The following is a 15,300-nucleotide window of genomic DNA, read 5'->3' as shown; positions in this document are numbered from 1 at the left end:
GCCGTGGAGCTTCGCGGGCTCAGAACGGAATCCGCGGGGCTGCGACCTCGCTGGCGGCGCGCCCTCGGCGCAACTCCCCGCGGTCACGCGCTACTGCGAAAACCGACGGTTTCACTGGCCGGCTTTCTCGCGCTCCTCCAGGCGCTGCTTGCGCTGCTCCTCGATGCGCTTCTGCAGCTCTTCCCGCCAGTCCTGCAGTTCCTTGTGCTTGTCCTCCTCTTGTTCCTGCTGCTCCTCGTCCATGTTCTCCTGCGGCGCGGGCGTGGGAACCGTCACCGTGACGGGAGGCGGCGGGGCAGGCAGGTCCATGGTGCGCACGTCATCGGCGACCCGGTCCGCCGCCTCGAGGACGGTCCCCGCGTTCGCCGGGTCCATCCGGCCCTGGGCCTGCGCGGCGGCGATGCTGCGGGTGAGGTCGGCGAGGGCGGCTTCGGCGGCGGGGCGGTCGTGCCGCGTGGCCGCGGCCTTCACCGCTTCCACCCCGGCGATCAGCTGCTGGCGCACCTGCGGGTCCACCACCGGTTTCGGCTCGCTCCCGCAGGCCGCGAGCAGCGCGACAACAGGCGCGACGATCGGGAGCAGGAGGCGATTCATTGCCGCACCAGGCTTTCGAGGTTGGCGAGGTCTTCCGGCAGGCGCGCGACCCCGGGCGGTCCGGAGGCCGGCGGCAGCGTCGGTCCGGGCGCCGGCTCCGGTGGCGGCTGGAGGAACAGCAGCAGCGCGACCACGGCGGCCACCGCGCCGACACCGGCGAGCGGCCACTGCCACCGGCGCCGCTTCGGCTCCGGAGCGGGAGCCGCTTCCCGCACGAGCTCTTCGGCGGCGATCTGCCTGGTCGGCGGACGGGGCGTCTCCGCGGGCACGGCCGGGATCAGGTCGGTCGCCTCGCCGCTGAGCAGGTCCGCGCACCGCTCGGCCGAGGGCCGTTCGTGCGGGGCGGTGGCGGTCATCGCCCGCAGGATGCCGCGCAGCGGTTCCGGCAGCGAGTCGGGCACGAAGGGTGAGCGGGTGAGCCGCGCGAGTGCGGATTCGGGCCCGGCGCCGGGGTATTCGGTGCGGCCCGTCACGCATTCCAGGAGGACCAGGCCGAGCGCGTAGACGTCGACCGCGTGGCCGACGCCGGTGCCGCGCACCTGTTCCGGCGCCATGTAGGTGGCGGTGCCCATGATCGCCCCGGAGCTGGTCATGCGGCCGACGGCGTCGATCAGCCGGGAGATGCCGAAGTCGGCGAGGTAGACCCGGCCGTCCCGCGCCACCAGCACGTTCGACGGTTTGACGTCGCGGTGCACGATGCCGTTGGCGTGCACGTACGCGAGCACGTCGGCGAGGCGGTGCCCGAGGTCGGCGACCTGCGCGGGCGGCAGCGGCCCCGACTCCAGGATGTCGGCCAGCGTCTGCCCCTCCACCAGCTGCATGACCAGGTAGAGCTCGTCGCCGCCCGCGCTGTAGTCGAAGACGGGCACCAGGCCGGGATGGCTGAGCCCGGCCAGCAGACGCGCCTCCTCCTCGAACCGCGAGCGGCCGGTCTCGTCGGTGCCCGACCGGAAGACCTTCACCGCGACCAGCCGTTCCAGGCGGGTGTCCATCGCCCGGTAGACGTCGGCCATACCGCCGCCGCCGAGGCAGGCGCCCAACCGGTAGCGCCCGCCGAGCACGCCTTCCACCATCGGCCCTCCGTACGGTTCCCGACCACGACCATAAACGAGGACCTACCCGGCGGAACCGGCAGCGCGGCCAGGCGGACGTTCGCGCACCACACGTCGGCGCAGCCGGAAGCAACTTTTCCAGTTCGCGGGTGGTGAAAGCTCGTCAGCGGGCCAGGCGGACCGTGGTGTGGAAGTTGTCGAAGGTAGCCGGTAGCGGGCCCTGCGGCCCGAGGGCCGGGCCCTCGCCGGGTTCGAACTCCGCGTCGCGCATCAGCACCGCGAGCAGCGTGCTGGTCACCAGCAGTACGAGGTTCTCGCCGGGGCAGCGGCCCGGTCCCGCGCTGAAGGGGACGAGGGCCGAGTGGTGTTCGGCACGGCCGTCGAGCCAGGCCTCGGGAGTGAAGGCGTGCGCGAAGTCCGCCGCCGTCTCGTCGCGGTGGAACAGCGGCGCGAACACCAGGAAGGCCGTGCCCGCGGGGAGCTGACGTCCGTCCCACGCGGTTTCCTCGACGCTGTCGCGGAGCAGCATCGGCGTGGTCGGCCAGAGCCTGAGCGCGTCGAGCACGCACGCCCGCAGGTGGTGCAGCGGTTGCGGCGTCGCGAGGTCGGACTCGGCGATCTCCGACCTGGCGCGAGCGGCCTGCTCCGGCTGCGCGGCGAGCAGCGCGAGCGCGCGGAACGCGGCCATTCCCGCCGCGTCGAAGGCGAAGAGCCAGTGCGGCACCTGCTCTTCCGGTGCCTGCACCGGGGTTTCGGCGCGTGCGACCGTCTCTGCGAGGCTGCCGGGCTCCGCCCGCCGCAGGTGTTCCCGCAGGCGCGCACGCAGGTCGCGGCGCAGGGACAAGCGCTTCGGGCTCAGGAACGCCCAGTTGGCGTCGGACCGCAGCGCGTCGAGCTCGCCGGTCAGCTCGCGGTCGTCGCGCGCCTGGTCGCCCAACACGATCCGGCGGACGACGCGCCACCAGCCGGCGCCGAAGGTCTGCCAGTCCAGCGAACCCGTCCGCTCCGCCTCGTCGAGCAGCACGCGTGCTTCCTCGCGGACCACCTGGATGAAGCGCGGCGCCAGGTGGTGCGCATGCTCGCGGGTTTCGAGCACGTGCTCGTGGAACTGCCGCCTGCGCGCGCGGTCGAGCCCGCGCGAGAGGAGCACGCCGTGGGGCTGGAAGTGGCCGAGCGCGGCCTGCTTCTCGCGGTTGGCCGGGGTGAACGACTCCGCGTCGCTCACCAAGACCCGCCGCACGTGCTCCGGTGAGAGGACCAGCACGACGTCCCGTCCCGGCACGCGCAGCCGCAACGGGCCCGCGCCGTAGCGGGAACGCAGCTCCCGCAGCAGGCCGACGGCTCTGCGGTCGGCCCGCAGCCGCTCCGCGAGCGCCATCACCCGCGGTCGTCGCGAGATCACGCCGGTGGCCAGCGCGGGCAGCACGACCTGGGCGGCCACCCTCGCGGTGTCGGTGGGCGAAGCCGTGCGCACGCCGGTGGTGAGCGCCGCGGAAACCTTCGGAGTCATCCGGTTTTCCCTTCCGCCGTGGTGATCCAGAGGTACCCGGGGAGATCGCCACCTACACCCGGGCCCGGCGAAAGGGAAAACCAGGCGTGGTCAGCCGTGAACCCGGCGGATCCGCTCGAAAGTCCACTGGTGGGCCGGTCTCGCCACCAGGCCCCGCGGAGGATCCGGCAGGAACACCGGATCACCGGCGAAGTGCGCGACGACGACCAATCTGTCCTCTGTGGACCTGTAGACATCGGCCGCGTTCGCGTTCCGCAGCAGCGGCAGCGCAGTGCGGTCGATCCAGTCGAGAAGCTCGGGCATCCGCCCTGGCGCCGCCCGCACCTCCCACATCAGCGCGTCGTCCACTTCAGGCACCCTCCCGCAGCGGCGGCACCGCCGGCAGCTCGGGTGCGGCGTCGATGTCGGCCTGCGTCATCCGGAAAGCCTGCGGATAGGACTCCCGGCAGGTCCGCCGGTCGGGTTCGGTGGTGCGCCAGGCGTAGAGGCAACGCGCGCACTGCAACACCTCCCACACGCCCGCGACCGGCGACACCGCCAGCCGCCGCACCTCCTGCCACGCGCAGCGCGGACACATCATCGCGACATCCTCCTTCCGCGGTGCGGTCACTTCCGGCTCATCAGCTCTTGCAGCTTCCCGACCCAGGCCGCCGCCTCGGGCAGGTCGGCGACCGGCTGGCTGTAGTGGCCGCGCGCGTCGGGAGACACCGGGGTCGTCGCGTCGATCACCAGCTTGTTGGACATTCCCGGCGGCTGCGATCCCGGATCGAGCTCCAGCACCGACATGCCGGGCAGGTTCACCAGGTCCCCCGCCGGGTTGACCTTGGTCGACAGCGCCCACATCACCTGCGGCAGGTCGAACGGGTCGACGTCCTCGTCGACCACGATCACGAGCTTGCAGTAGCCGAGGCCGTGGGGAGTGGTCATGGTGCGCAGCCCGACGGCCTTGGCGAATCCGCCGTAGCGCTTAGCGGTCGACACGATCGCCAGCAGCCCGTGGGTGTACATCGCGTTGACCGCGCGCACCTCCGGGAACTCCGCCTTGAGCTGCTGGTGGAGCGGCACGCAGGTGGCCGGGCCGATCAGGTGGTCGACCTCGGTCCACGGCATGCCCAGGTACAGCGACTCGAAGACCGGGTCGGTCCGGTAGGAGATCCGGTCCACGCGCACCACGGGCATGCTGCGGCCGCCCGAGTAGTGCCCGGTGAACTCGCCGAACGGCCCCTCGATCTCGCGCTCGCGGCCCTCGACCACGCCCTCCAGCAGCACTTCGCAGCCCCAGGGAACGTCGATCCCGGTCAGCGGTGCCGTGGCGATGGGCGCCGGGGCACCGCGCAGCGCGCCGGCCATCTCGTACTCGGACTGGTCGTAGGCCAGCGGGGTGCCGGCCACGACCGAGATCATCGGGTCGTTGCCCAGGGCGATGGCGACCGGCAGGTCCTCACCCGCCCGTTCGGCCTCGTCCAGGTGCAGCGCGATGTCGTGCATCGGCACCGGCTGCAGGCCGAGCCGGTTGCGGCCCTTGACCTGCATCCGGTACACGCCGACGTTCTGCTTGCCGAAGTGGTCCGGGTCCCGCGGGTCGCGGGAGACCACGGCGGCCTTGTCGACGTAGAAGCCGCCGTCCCCTTCGTTGAGGCGGAACAGCGGCAGCACCGAGAAGAGGTCCACCTCGTCGCCCTGGAGAGCGTTCTCGGCGAACGGCGGGTCGGTGCGGCGTTCGGGCGGCACCGGGAAGTCCTCCCACCGGCGGACGAACTCCTCGACCTGCTCCCTGGTCGAGGTCGTCGCGGGCATGCCCATCGCGACCGCGTGGTTGGCCCAGGACCCGTGCACGTTGAGCGCGACGCGGGCGCTGGTGAAGCCGGCGATGTCGTCGAAGTACAGCGCGGGTGCGCCGGAGCCCAGCCGGGAAGCCGCGTTGGCCGAGGCACCCAGGTCGGGTTCGGGCATCACCTGTTCGGCGACGTGCAGCAGTTGGCCCTGCTCGTCCAGCGCGGCCAGGAAGGACCGCAGATCGTCGTACGCCATCGGTTCACCCCTTCAGGTCTGTGGTGCCACGAGCCGCGGCGAGCCCGCGCCAGCGGCGCGCGGCGGCGGCAGGCAGGTCGAACTGGTCGAGCACCCGGGCCACGACGTGGTCGACGACGTCGTCGACGGACTCCGGGTGGTTGTAGAAGGCGGGCATCGGCGGCACCACCACCGCGCCCATCCGCGACAGCGCGAGCATGTTCTCCAGGTGGATCTCGCTCAGCGGTGTCTCGCGGGGAACGAGCACGAGCTTGCGGCGTTCCTTGAGGACCACGTCGGCGGCGCGTCCCACGAGGCCGTCGGCGTAGCCGACGCGGATGCCGGCCAGCGTCTTCATGCTGCACGGGGCGATGATCATGCCGTCGGTGCGGAACGAGCCCGACGAGATGGCGGCCGCCTGGTCGCCGGAGCCGTGCACGACGTCGGCCAATGCGGCGACCTCGCGCGCGGTGCGCGGGGTCTCCAGCTCGATCGTGGTCCGCGCCCACCTGCTCATCACCAGGTGCGTCCGCACCTGCGGCAGGTCGTGCAACACCTCCAGCAGCCGCACTCCGAGGGGCGCGCCGGTGGCACCGGTCATCCCGATGATCACCCGCATGTTCCCTCCAATGGTCGGCGAACTAGTTCGTGTACGAACGTTCGTGTACATACTATCACCGGTCGATGCGAGTACCCCGCGACGTGTCGCGCCCGGTTCGTCTAGGGTTCGTTCCACGGACGGTGAAGCCGCCCGAGCCGCGAGCCGGAGCGGTCGTCCGAGGTCGCACCGACCCCGGGCGCTTTCCCGAAACTCCCCAGCCTGCTGGAGACCTCACGTGGAACTGGACCAGCCCGTTTTCCACCTCATGCGGCGAGCCCTCCAGGAGCACGGCGCGCGCTGGCAGGCGCGGCTGCCCCACCTCACCAAGCCCCAGTACGCCGTGCTCAGCGCGATCAGCCGCAGGCCCGGCATCGAGCAGGCCGCGCTCGGCCAGCTCGCGGCGATCGACAAGGCGACGCTGGCCTCGCTGCTGCTGCGCTTGGAACAGCGCGGTCTGGTCCGGCGCGCCGTCGACGAGACCGACCGCAGGCGCAGGCTCCTGGAGCTGACCGACGAGGGACGCGCGGAGCTGCGCACCACCGAGCCGGTCGCCGAGGAAGTCGACACCGCGATGCTGGACAGGCTGACCACGCGGGAACGCGAGCAACTGCGCCGACTCCTGGGCAAGCTCTCGCCCGGCGACGGCGAGCCGCAGGCCTGAGTGCCTGTCTTTGGTCTTTGAAGCGGCGCAGCAGCAACCAGCACCGCCACCCCAAGTGGGTTCGAAGACAGTCGAGAGGACCCCGGAAATGCCGAACGGGGCCCCTCGCGGACGAGGAGCCCCGTTGGTATCGCGTTGCCGTCAGGCGACCAGCAGCCGCGCCAGGTCGTCGCGGACGCGCCGCGCCGCCGAGCGCAGGCCACCGACGTCGGGGCCGTGGTGCAGCACGTCGCGGGCCGTGGCGGGCAGGACCTGCGGCAGGGCCGGCCCGAACACCGCGCGCAGGTCGGCCACCGTCGCCCCCTGCGCCCCGAGCCCCGGAGCCAGGATCGGGCCGTTGAGCTTGGAGAAGTCCAGCTCACCCGGCTTGATGGTGGCGCCCGCGACGACGCCGACGTAGCCCATCGGGTCGGCGCCGGCATTGGTCTCCGCCGCCGAGTCCACGATGTACTGGGCGATCGAGTCGCCGCTGCCGTGCACCGAGCGCTGGAGCCCGGCGCCCTCCGGGTTCGACGTGCGGGCCAGCACGAACACCCCGCGCCCGGTCTGCTCGGCGATGCCGATGGCCGGGGCCAGCGATCCGTAGCCCAGGTAGGGCGACGCGGTGATCGCGTCGGCCGCCAGCGGCGAGTGCTCGTCGAGGTAGGCCATGGCGTAGGCCGTCATCGTCGAGCCGATGTCGCCGCGCTTGACGTCGAGCAGCACCAGCGCCCCGGCCTGCCTGGCCTCGGCGATGGTGCGCTCCAGCACCGCGACCCCGGCCGAGCCGTAGACCTCGAAGAACGCCGACTGCGGCTTGAGCACCGCGACCTCACCGGCAAGCGCCTCCACCGCCGTCAGCGCGAAGCGCTCCAGACCGCCGGCGTCCTCCGGCAGGTCCCAGGCGCTGAGCAGCGCCGGGTGCGGGTCGATGCCCACGCACAGCGGTCCGCGCGCGGCCGTCGCGTCGGCCAGGCGCTGCCCGAAGCCCTGGGTCATCATCCCTCACCGCCCTGCCGCAGGGCCGCCTGCAGCGCCTGCAGCGGACGGACACCGATGTTGCCGCGGATGGCGGCCTCGATGCCCTGCACGGCAGCGGCGGCACCCTGCACCGTGGTGATGCACGGGATGTCGCGCGACACCGCGGCGGTGCGGATCTCGTAGCCGTCGACGCGCGGACCCGGGTTGCCGTAGGGGGTGTTGATCACCATGTCGACCTCACCGGCCTTGATGAGGTCGATGACGTCGCGACCGTCCCCTGTGGACTCGGTCTGGGCGTCCTCGTTGTGCTTGCGGACCACGGTGCACGGGATCCCGTTGCGCCGCAGCACTTCCGAGGTGCCCGTGGTGGCCAGGATCTCGAACCCGAGGTCGGCCAGCCGCTTGACCGGGAACACCATGGAGCGCTTGTCCTTGTTGGCCACCGAGACGAACACCCGGCCCGAGGTCGGCAGCGAACCGTAGGCACCGGCCTGGGACTTGGCGAAGGCCTGCCCGAAGGAGGTGTCGATGCCCATGACCTCGCCGGTGGACTTCATCTCCGGCCCGAGCAGCGAGTCCACGCCGTGGCCCTCCGGCGTGCGGAACCGGTGGAACGGCAGCACGGCCTCCTTGACCGCCACCGGCGCGTCGATCGGCAGGTCGGCGCCGTCGCCGACCGCGGGCAGCATGCCCTCGCCGCGCAGGTCGGCGATCTTGGCGCCGAGCATGATCCGCGCCGCGGCCTTGGCCAGCGGCGCCGCGGTCGCCTTCGACACGAACGGCACCGTCCGCGAGGCGCGCGGGTTGGCCTCCAGCACGTAGAGCACGTCGTCCTTGAGCGCGTACTGCACGTTGAGCAGGCCGTGCACGCCGATGCCCCTGGCGATGGCCTCGGTGGACCGGCGCACCTTCTCGATGTCCTGGCGCCCGAGCGTGATCGGCGGCAGCGCGCACGCCGAGTCACCGGAGTGGATGCCGGCCTCCTCGATGTGCTCCATCACGCCGCCGAGGTAGACGTCGGTGCCGTCGCACAGCGCGTCGACGTCGATCTCGATGGCGTCGTCGAGGAAGTTGTCCACCAGCACCGGGTGCTCCGGGGTGACCTCGGTGGCGCGGGCGATGTAGTTCTCCAGCGACGGCTCGTCGTAGACGATCTCCATGCCCCGGCCGCCGAGCACGTAGGACGGGCGCACCAGCACCGGGTAGCCGATCTCGTCGGCGATGCGCTTGGCACCCTCGAACGAGGTGGCCGTGCCGTACTTCGGCGCGGGCAGCCCGGCCCCGGCCAGCACGTCGCCGAACGCGCCGCGCTCCTCGGCGAGGTGGATCGCCTCCGGCGGCGTGCCCACGATCGGCACCCCGGCGTCGGCCAGCCGCTGCGCCAGGCCCAGCGGGGTCTGCCCGCCGAGCTGCACGATCACCCCGGCCACGGTGCCCGAGCGCTGCTCGGAGTGCACGACCTCCAGCACGTCCTCGAACGTCAGCGGCTCGAAGTACAGCCGGTCGGAGGTGTCGTAGTCGGTCGAGACCGTCTCCGGGTTGCAGTTGACCATCACGGTCTCGAACCCGGCGTCGCGCAGCGCCTGCGCCGCGTGCACGCACGAGTAGTCGAACTCGATGCCCTGCCCGATCCGGTTCGGCCCCGAGCCCAGGATGATCACCTTGGGCTTGTCGCGCTGCTCGGTGACCTCCGTCTCCGCCGCCGGGTCCGACTCGTAGGCCGAGTAGTGGTACGGCGTGCGCGCCGCGAACTCCGCCGCGCAGGTGTCCACCGTCTTGTACACCGGACGCACACCCAGCCGGTGCCGCAGCGCGCGGACCCCGTCCTCACCGGCCAGCTCCGTGCGCAGCGCGGCGATCTGGCGGTCCGACAGCCCGGCCCGCTTGGCGCGCCGCAGCAGTCCCGCGTCCAGGACCGGTGCCTCCACCAGCTCGGCGCGCAGCTCCACCCACGCCGCGATCTGGTCGAGGAACCACGGGTCGATCCCCGACGCCTCGTGCACCTGCTGCACCGTCGCGCCCAGCCGCAGCGCACGCTCCACCGTGTACAGACGGCCGTCGTGGGCCGTGCGCAGGTCGTCCAGAGTGGACACTAGGTCCGCGCCGTCCGGGTCGGACTTGGTCCAGAACCCGATCCGCGAGGTCTCCATCGACCGCAGGGCCTTGCCCAGCGCCTCCGAGAAGCTGCGGCCCAGCGCCATCGCCTCGCCGACGCTCTTCATCGTCGTGGTCAGCGCCGGGTCGGCACCCGGGAACTTCTCGAACGCGAACCGCGGCACCTTCACCACCACGTAGTCCAGCGTCGGCTCGAAGCTCGCCGGGGTCTCACCGGTGATGTCGTTGCGGATCTCGTCCAGCGTGTAGCCGATCGCCAGCTTCGCGGCGATCTTGGCGATCGGGAAGCCCGTCGCCTTCGACGCCAGCGCCGAGGACCGAGACACCCGCGGGTTCATCTCGATCACGACCATCCGCCCGGTCTCGGGGTGGATGGCGAACTGGATGTTGCAGCCGCCGGTGTCCACACCGACCTCGCGCAGCACCGCGATGCCCACGTTGCGCATGTGCTGGTACTCGCGGTCGGTCAGCGTCATCGACGGCGCGACCGTCACCGAGTCACCGGTGTGCACGCCCATCGGGTCGATGTTCTCGATCGAGCAGATCACCACGACGTTGTCGGCGTGGTCGCGCATCAGCTCGAGCTCGTACTCCTTCCACCCGAGCACGCTCTCCTCGATCAGCACCTCGTGCACCGGCGACTCGGTCAGCCCGAACGAGGCCATCCGCTCCAGCTCCTCGTGGGTGTGGGCCATCCCGGACCCCAGGCCACCCATCGTGAAGCTCGGCCGGATCACCACCGGCAGGCTGTGCTCGGCGACGAAGGAGCGGACCTCCTCCATCGACCTGCACACCGCGCTCTCGGGCACCTCGCCGCCGATGCCGCGCACGATGTCCTTGAACCGCTGCCGGTCCTCGCCGCGCTCGATCGCGTCGATGTCGGCGCCGATCAGCTCGACCCCGTACTTCTCCAGCACGCCGCGCTCGTGCAGCGCCATCGCGGTGTTCAGCGCCGTCTGCCCGCCCAGCGTGGCCAGCAGCGCGTCCGGCCGCTCGGCGTCGATGACCTTCTCCACGAACTCCGGGGTGATCGGCTCGACGTAGGTGGCGTCGGCGAACTCCGGGTCGGTCATGATCGTCGCCGGGTTGGAGTTGACCAGGCTGACCCGGATGCCCTCCTCGCGCAGCACCCGGCACGCCTGGGTACCGGAGTAGTCGAACTCGCACGCCTGGCCGATCACGATCGGACCCGACCCGATGACCAGAACGTGTTTGATGTCAGTCCTCTTCGGCATCAGCGCGCCTCACTCATCATGTCTACGAACTGGTCGAACAGGGGGGCGGCGTCGTGCGGGCCCGCCGCCGCCTCGGGGTGGTACTGCACGCTGAACGCCGGGCCGTCGAGCAGCCGGAGCCCCTCCACCGCGCCGTCGTTGGCGCAGTGGTGGCTCACCATCGCGCGGCCGAATTCGGTGTCGAAGCGCTCCCCCGGCTCGCCCTCGACGGCGAAGCCGTGGTTCTGCGCGGTGATCGCCACCCTGCCGGTCTCGGCGTCGATGACCGGGATGTTGATCCCGCGGTGGCCGTAGCGCAGCTTGTAGGTTCCCCGGCCCAGCGCGCGGCCGAGGATCTGGTTGCCGAAGCAGATGCCGAACAGCGGCAGCTTGCGGTCCAGGGCCTGCCTGGTCAGCTCGACCTGCTGGTCGGTGGTGGCCGGGTCGCCGGGCCCGTTGGACAGGAACAGCCCGTCGGCGCCGACCGAGAGCACCTCCTCCAGTGTGGAGGCCAGCGGCATCACGTGGACCTCGATGCCGCGCTGGGCCATCATCCGCGGGGTGTTGGACTTGATGCCCAGGTCCAGCGCGGCGACGGTGAACCGCTTCTCCCCGACCGCCGGGACCACGTAGGGCTCGGCGGTGGTGACGTCACCGGCCAGGTCGGCGCCGACCATCCCGGCGCTGGCGACGACCTTCTCCACCATCTCCTCGTCGGAGCGCAGGTCGTGGCCGGAGAAGATCCCGCCGCGCATCGCGCCGTGCTCGCGGACGTGCCGGGTCACGGTGCGGGTGTCCAGACCGGAGATGCCGACGATGCCCTGCCGCCGCAGCTCCTCGTCGAGCGGACGCAGCGAGCGCCAGTTCGACGGCACCCGGGCCGGGTCGCGCACCGCGTACCCGGCGACCCAGATGCGGGCCGACTCGTCGTCCTCGTCGTTCCAGCCGGTGTTGCCGATCTGCGGCGCGGTCTGCACCACGATCTGGCGGTGGTACGACGGGTCGGTCAGCGTCTCCTGGTAGCCGGTCATGCCGGTGGAGAACACCACCTCGCCCAGGGTGCTCCCCTCGGCGCCGTAGGCCTCTCCCCGGAAGATCCGCCCGTCCTCCAGTACCAGCGCCGCAGGCGTGTGCGCGGTCATAGTTGCTCCTCCTGCCGCGGACTCGCGGTCTCCTCCGGGGTGGCCAGTGCCCGCACTGCCTCGACCCACTCGTTGTGCACTTCCTTGTCGTCGCAGCGGAAGCCGGTGTCCAGCGACCGCTCCCCGAGCCGCCAGGTCACCACCAGCAGCCCCGCTCCGGGCACGACCTTGTTCGCCAGCTTGTGGTCCACGCGGGCGTCCTGGACGGACGCGGCCGGGATCCACAGCGGACTCGCGCCGTCGCGGTCGATCCGCAGCCCCGACCGGTGCAGGTGGACGGTGCCGTTCGCGCGGTGCCCGACGTCGCCGACGGCGATGCGGTCCTGCCAGTCACCGGCCGTCGTGGTGCCGACGTACATGCCGGTCGCGGCCGCGAGCAGCTCCGCACCGGCGTCCTCCGGCGCCTCCGGGAAGCCGGGCAGCTCCGCGGCCTGCCGCCGCGCCCGGTTCACCCAGCCCCGGCGCATCCCGAAGAACACCAGCGCCGCCAGCGCCAGCATCCCCAGCACCCACAGCAAGCGCTCCAGCTCCATCAGCGCCTCACCTTGCCCTCGACCGCCGTGATCGTCCCGCGCAGCATCGTGGCGACCACCCGCCCGGGCAGCTCCATGCCCTCGTACGGCGAGTTCTCGGCGATGCTGGCCAGCTCGGCGCCGCGCACCGTCCAGCGCGCACCGCCGTCGACCAGCACCAGGTTCGCCGGTTCGCCCGCGGCGACCGGACGTCCCTGGTCGGCCAGCCCCGCGATCTCCGCGGGGCGCTCGCTCATCACCCGCGCCACGCCGCGCCAGTCCAGCAGCCCGGTCTCGACCATCGTGGCGACCACGACGCCGAGCGCGGTCTGCAGTCCCAGCATGCCCGGCCGGGCCGCCGACCACTCGCAGGTCTTGTCCTGGTCGGCGTGCGGGGCGTGGTCGGTGGCCACGCAGTCCACGGTGCCGTCGGCCAGCGCCTGCCGCAGCGCGCGCACGTCGTCGTCGGTGCGCAGCGGCGGGTTGACCTTGTAGAGCGGGTCGTAGCCGGCGAGCAGGTCGTCGGTCAGCAGCAGGTGGTGCGGCGTGACCTCGGCCGACACCCGGCCCCGGCGCTCCTGCGACTTCCACCAGCGCAGGATCTCGGCGGTGCCCGCGGTGGAGACGTGGCAGACGTGCAGCGTGCCGCCGGTGTGCCCGGACAGCAGGCAGTCGCGGGCCACGATGGCCTCCTCGGCCGGGGCGGGCCAGCCCTCCAGGCCGAGCTTCGCGGCGTTGGCGCCCTCGTGGGCCTGCGCGCCGACGGTCAGCCTCGGCTCCTCGGCGTGCTGGGCGACGACTCCGCCCAGCGCCCTGGTGTACTCCAGCGCGCGCCGCATGACCAGCGGGTCGTGCACGCAGTGGCCGTCGTCGGAGAACAGCCGCACCCCGGCCGACGAGCGCGCCATCGTGCCCAGCTCGGCCAGCTTCTCCCCGGCCAGGCCGACGGTGACCGCGCCCACCGGGTGCACGTCGACCAGGCCGACCTCGCGGCCCCGCCGCCACACGTGCTCCACGACCACCGCGTTGTCGGCGACCGGGTCGGTGTTGGCCATGGCGAAGACCGCGGTGTAGCCGCCCAGCGCCGCGGCCACCGAACCGGTCTCGATCGTCTCGGTGTCCTCGCGCCCCGGTTCGCGCAGGTGGGTGTGCAGGTCCACGAAACCGGGCAGCGCGACCGCACCGCCGGCGTGCACGATCTCGTCGGCGTCGACCCGCAGGTCCGCGCCGATCTCGGCGATCAGCCCGCCGTCGACGAGCAGGTCGACCGGCTCACCCTCGCCGTAGGGACGAACATCCTTCAGCAGCACCCGGCTCATGCCGCGATCTCCTCTCCGGCCAACAGGTGGTAGAGCACCGCCATCCGCACGTGCACGCCGTTGCGGACCTGCTCGGTGATGGCCGCCCGCGGGGAGTCGGCCACCGCCGGGGCGATCTCCATGCCGCGCAGCATCGGACCGGGGTGCAGCACCACGGCGTGCTCGGGCAGCCTGGCGAGCCTGGCCTCGTTCATGCCGTAGGCGATCGAGTACTCGCGCGCCGACGGGAAGAACCCGCCGTGCATCCGCTCGGCCTGCACCCGCAGCAGCATCACCGCGTCGAGCCCGGGCAGTTCCGGATCGAGCTCGTGGCGGACCTCGGCGCCCCAGTGCTCGACGCCGGCGGGTACCAGCGTCGGCGGCGCGACCAGCACGACCTGCGCGCCGAGCGTGCGCAGCAGGTGCACGTTGGAGCGCGCGACCCGGCTGTGCAGCAGGTCGCCGACGATCGCGACGCGCCTGCCCGCCAGCTCGCCCAGCCGCTCGCGCAGCGTCGCGGCGTCCAGCAGCGCCTGCGTCGGGTGCTCGTGCATGCCGTCACCGGCGTTGACGACCTGGGTGCCGGTGGCCTCCAGCCAGCCCGCCAGCCGGTGCGCCGCGCCGGAGGCCGGGTGGCGCACGATCACGCAGTCCGCACCCGCCGCCGACAGGGTCAGCGCGGTGTCGCGCAGCGACTCGCCCTTGCCGACCGACGAGGCGCCGGCCGACACGTTGATCACGTCGGCGCTCATCCACTTGCCCGCGACCTCGAAGGACACCCGGGTCCGGGTGGAGTTCTCGTAGAACATCGTCACCACGGTCCGCCCGCGCAGCGTCGGCAGCTTGCGGACCTCCCGGCCGAGCAGGGTCTGCTTGAGGGTGCCCGCGGTGTCGAGCACGGCGGTCGCGGTGGCCGCGTCGAGCCCCTCGGTGGACAGCAGGTGGCGCATCAGGACTCCTCCCCGCTGCGGCGCAGGACCACCGCGTCGGCCTCGTCGACCTCGGTGAGCCGCACCGCGACGTCCTCGCTGCGCGAGGTCGGCACGTTCTTGCCGACGTAGTCGGCGCGGATCGGCAGCTCCCGGTGGCCCCGGTCGACCAGCACCGCCAGCTGCACCGCGCGCGGGCGGCCCTGGTCGCGCAGGGCGTCGAGGGCGGCGCGCACCGTGCGGCCGGAGTAGAGGACGTCGTCGACGAGCACGACCAGCGAGCCGTCGATGCCGTCGGCGGGAAGGCTGCTCGGCTCGAGGGGACGGTTGGGTCGTTTGCGCAGGTCGTCGCGGTAGAGGGTGATGTCGAGGGTGCCGGTGGGCACCGTCACACCGCTGAACTCGCTGATCTTGGCGGCCAGCCGGTCGGCCAGCGGGGCGCCCCGCTTCGGGATGCCGAGCAGGACGATGTCGCTGCCGCCGGTGTCCAGAGCGGTCTTCTCGATGATCTGGTGCGCGATCCTGGCTATCGTGCGCGCAACGTCACCGGCCGACAGGAGCTCGCGCTCCTCGGCCGGATCCGCCGCGCCCGCCTTGTGGCGTGACGCCACGGTGGACCTCCTTCCCCGCCTCACTGGACGGGTCCTTAAAGGATGGCTTCGGGTCCTCTCCCGACGGCTGTCGGCCGGCTGGTGAGGACGG

At 72.2% G+C, this 15,300-nt stretch carries 15 protein-coding genes; 1 reads left to right on the top strand and 14 read right to left on the bottom strand.

Annotated features, from left to right (window positions below):
* Positions 1–111: 111 nt before the first annotated feature.
* From SACE_RS10240 to SACE_RS10210, 7 genes are all read right to left on the bottom strand, one after another.
* Positions 112–594 (bottom strand): hypothetical protein, encoded by a 483-nt coding sequence (locus SACE_RS10240; RefSeq protein ID WP_009943028.1) that lies wholly within the window; start codon positions 592–594, stop codon positions 112–114.
* Entirely contained in the window at positions 591–1,667 is a 1,077-nt protein-coding gene (locus SACE_RS10235) for a serine/threonine-protein kinase (RefSeq protein ID WP_009943029.1), read from the bottom strand. Before SACE_RS10235 ends, SACE_RS10240 begins: the two co-directional genes overlap by 4 nt.
* Positions 1,668–1,809: 142 nt before the next feature.
* Entirely contained in the window at positions 1,810–3,156 is a 1,347-nt protein-coding gene (locus tag SACE_RS10230; RefSeq protein ID WP_009943030.1) for a cytochrome P450, read from the bottom strand.
* Between the two features lie 90 nt (positions 3,157–3,246).
* Complete coding sequence (locus SACE_RS10225; RefSeq protein WP_009943031.1) at positions 3,247–3,504, bottom strand: hypothetical protein; 258 nt, start codon at positions 3,502–3,504, stop codon at positions 3,247–3,249.
* 1 nt (position 3,505) lies between these two features.
* Positions 3,506–3,766, bottom strand: a complete 261-nt coding sequence (locus SACE_RS10220; RefSeq protein ID WP_009943032.1) for a non-oxidative hydroxyarylic acid decarboxylases subunit D — start codon at positions 3,764–3,766, stop codon at positions 3,506–3,508.
* Positions 3,763–5,187 (bottom strand): non-oxidative hydroxyarylic acid decarboxylases subunit C, encoded by a 1,425-nt coding sequence (locus SACE_RS10215; protein ID WP_009943033.1) that lies wholly within the window; start codon positions 5,185–5,187, stop codon positions 3,763–3,765. The genes SACE_RS10220 and SACE_RS10215 overlap by 4 nt, the downstream gene beginning before the upstream one ends.
* 4 nt (positions 5,188–5,191) lie before the next feature.
* Positions 5,192–5,785: a non-oxidative hydroxyarylic acid decarboxylases subunit B gene (locus SACE_RS10210; protein ID WP_009943034.1), complete on the bottom strand. Its 594-nt coding sequence runs from the start codon at positions 5,783–5,785 to the stop codon at positions 5,192–5,194.
* Positions 5,786–6,002: 217 nt separating this feature from the next.
* Between SACE_RS10210 and SACE_RS10205 the strand changes: the two genes are divergently transcribed.
* Positions 6,003–6,428, top strand: coding sequence for a MarR family winged helix-turn-helix transcriptional regulator (locus SACE_RS10205; protein ID WP_009943035.1), 426 nt, complete (start codon positions 6,003–6,005; stop codon positions 6,426–6,428).
* A 141-nt stretch (positions 6,429–6,569) separates the two neighbouring features.
* On the opposite strand, the gene pyrF is transcribed toward SACE_RS10205, so the two are convergent.
* The 7 genes from pyrF to pyrR are packed head-to-tail and all read right to left on the bottom strand — an operon-like array spanning position 6,570 to position 15,209.
* Complete coding sequence (gene pyrF / locus SACE_RS10200) at positions 6,570–7,406, bottom strand: orotidine-5'-phosphate decarboxylase (RefSeq protein WP_009943036.1); 837 nt, start codon at positions 7,404–7,406, stop codon at positions 6,570–6,572.
* On the bottom strand, positions 7,406–10,738 hold the full coding sequence (gene carB / locus SACE_RS10195; protein ID WP_009943037.1) for a carbamoyl-phosphate synthase large subunit: 3,333 nt from the start codon (positions 10,736–10,738) through the stop codon (positions 7,406–7,408). Before carB ends, pyrF begins: the two co-directional genes overlap by 1 nt.
* Entirely contained in the window at positions 10,738–11,859 is a 1,122-nt protein-coding gene (carA, locus tag SACE_RS10190) for a glutamine-hydrolyzing carbamoyl-phosphate synthase small subunit (RefSeq protein WP_009943038.1), read from the bottom strand. The genes carB and carA overlap by 1 nt, the downstream gene beginning before the upstream one ends.
* Positions 11,856–12,392, bottom strand: a complete 537-nt coding sequence (locus SACE_RS10185) for a PH-like domain-containing protein (RefSeq protein ID WP_009943039.1) — start codon at positions 12,390–12,392, stop codon at positions 11,856–11,858. The genes carA and SACE_RS10185 overlap by 4 nt, the downstream gene beginning before the upstream one ends.
* On the bottom strand, positions 12,392–13,690 hold the full coding sequence (locus SACE_RS10180) for a dihydroorotase (protein ID WP_011873556.1): 1,299 nt from the start codon (positions 13,688–13,690) through the stop codon (positions 12,392–12,394). The genes SACE_RS10185 and SACE_RS10180 overlap by 1 nt, the downstream gene beginning before the upstream one ends.
* A complete protein-coding gene (locus SACE_RS10175; RefSeq protein ID WP_009943041.1) occupies positions 13,687–14,619 on the bottom strand; it encodes an aspartate carbamoyltransferase catalytic subunit in 933 nt (310 codons plus the stop codon). The genes SACE_RS10180 and SACE_RS10175 overlap by 4 nt, the downstream gene beginning before the upstream one ends.
* Positions 14,619–15,209: a bifunctional pyr operon transcriptional regulator/uracil phosphoribosyltransferase PyrR gene (pyrR, locus tag SACE_RS10170; protein ID WP_009943042.1), complete on the bottom strand. Its 591-nt coding sequence runs from the start codon at positions 15,207–15,209 to the stop codon at positions 14,619–14,621. The genes SACE_RS10175 and pyrR overlap by 1 nt, the downstream gene beginning before the upstream one ends.
* Between the last annotated feature and the right edge of the window lie 91 nt (positions 15,210–15,300).

This window comes from Saccharopolyspora erythraea NRRL 2338, from assembly GCF_000062885.1.
GTDB lineage: Bacteria > Actinomycetota > Actinomycetes > Mycobacteriales > Pseudonocardiaceae > Saccharopolyspora_D > Saccharopolyspora_D erythraea.
Note: the sequence above shows the minus strand (reverse complement) of the source record. Positions and strands in the feature narration are given on the sequence as shown.

What these genes read in the sequence shown, in the direction of transcription:
- SACE_RS10240 (WP_009943028.1), bottom strand. Translation starts at nt 594, where the DNA reads ATGAATCGCCTCCTGCTCCCGATCGTCGCGCCTGTTGTCGCGCTGCTC.
- SACE_RS10235 (WP_009943029.1), bottom strand. Translation starts at nt 1,667, where the DNA reads ATGGTGGAAGGCGTGCTCGGCGGGCGCTACCGGTTGGGCGCCTGCCTC.
- SACE_RS10230 (WP_009943030.1), bottom strand. Translation starts at nt 3,156, where the DNA reads ATGACTCCGAAGGTTTCCGCGGCGCTCACCACCGGCGTGCGCACGGCT.
- SACE_RS10215 (WP_009943033.1), bottom strand. Translation starts at nt 5,187, where the DNA reads ATGGCGTACGACGATCTGCGGTCCTTCCTGGCCGCGCTGGACGAGCAG.
- SACE_RS10210 (WP_009943034.1), bottom strand. Translation starts at nt 5,785, where the DNA reads ATGCGGGTGATCATCGGGATGACCGGTGCCACCGGCGCGCCCCTCGGA.
- pyrF (WP_009943036.1), bottom strand. Translation starts at nt 7,406, where the DNA reads ATGACCCAGGGCTTCGGGCAGCGCCTGGCCGACGCGACGGCCGCGCGC.
- carB (WP_009943037.1), bottom strand. Translation starts at nt 10,738, where the DNA reads ATGCCGAAGAGGACTGACATCAAACACGTTCTGGTCATCGGGTCGGGT.
- carA (WP_009943038.1), bottom strand. Translation starts at nt 11,859, where the DNA reads ATGACCGCGCACACGCCTGCGGCGCTGGTACTGGAGGACGGGCGGATC.
- SACE_RS10185 (WP_009943039.1), bottom strand. Translation starts at nt 12,392, where the DNA reads ATGGAGCTGGAGCGCTTGCTGTGGGTGCTGGGGATGCTGGCGCTGGCG.
- SACE_RS10180 (WP_011873556.1), bottom strand. Translation starts at nt 13,690, where the DNA reads ATGAGCCGGGTGCTGCTGAAGGATGTTCGTCCCTACGGCGAGGGTGAG.
- SACE_RS10175 (WP_009943041.1), bottom strand. Translation starts at nt 14,619, where the DNA reads ATGCGCCACCTGCTGTCCACCGAGGGGCTCGACGCGGCCACCGCGACC.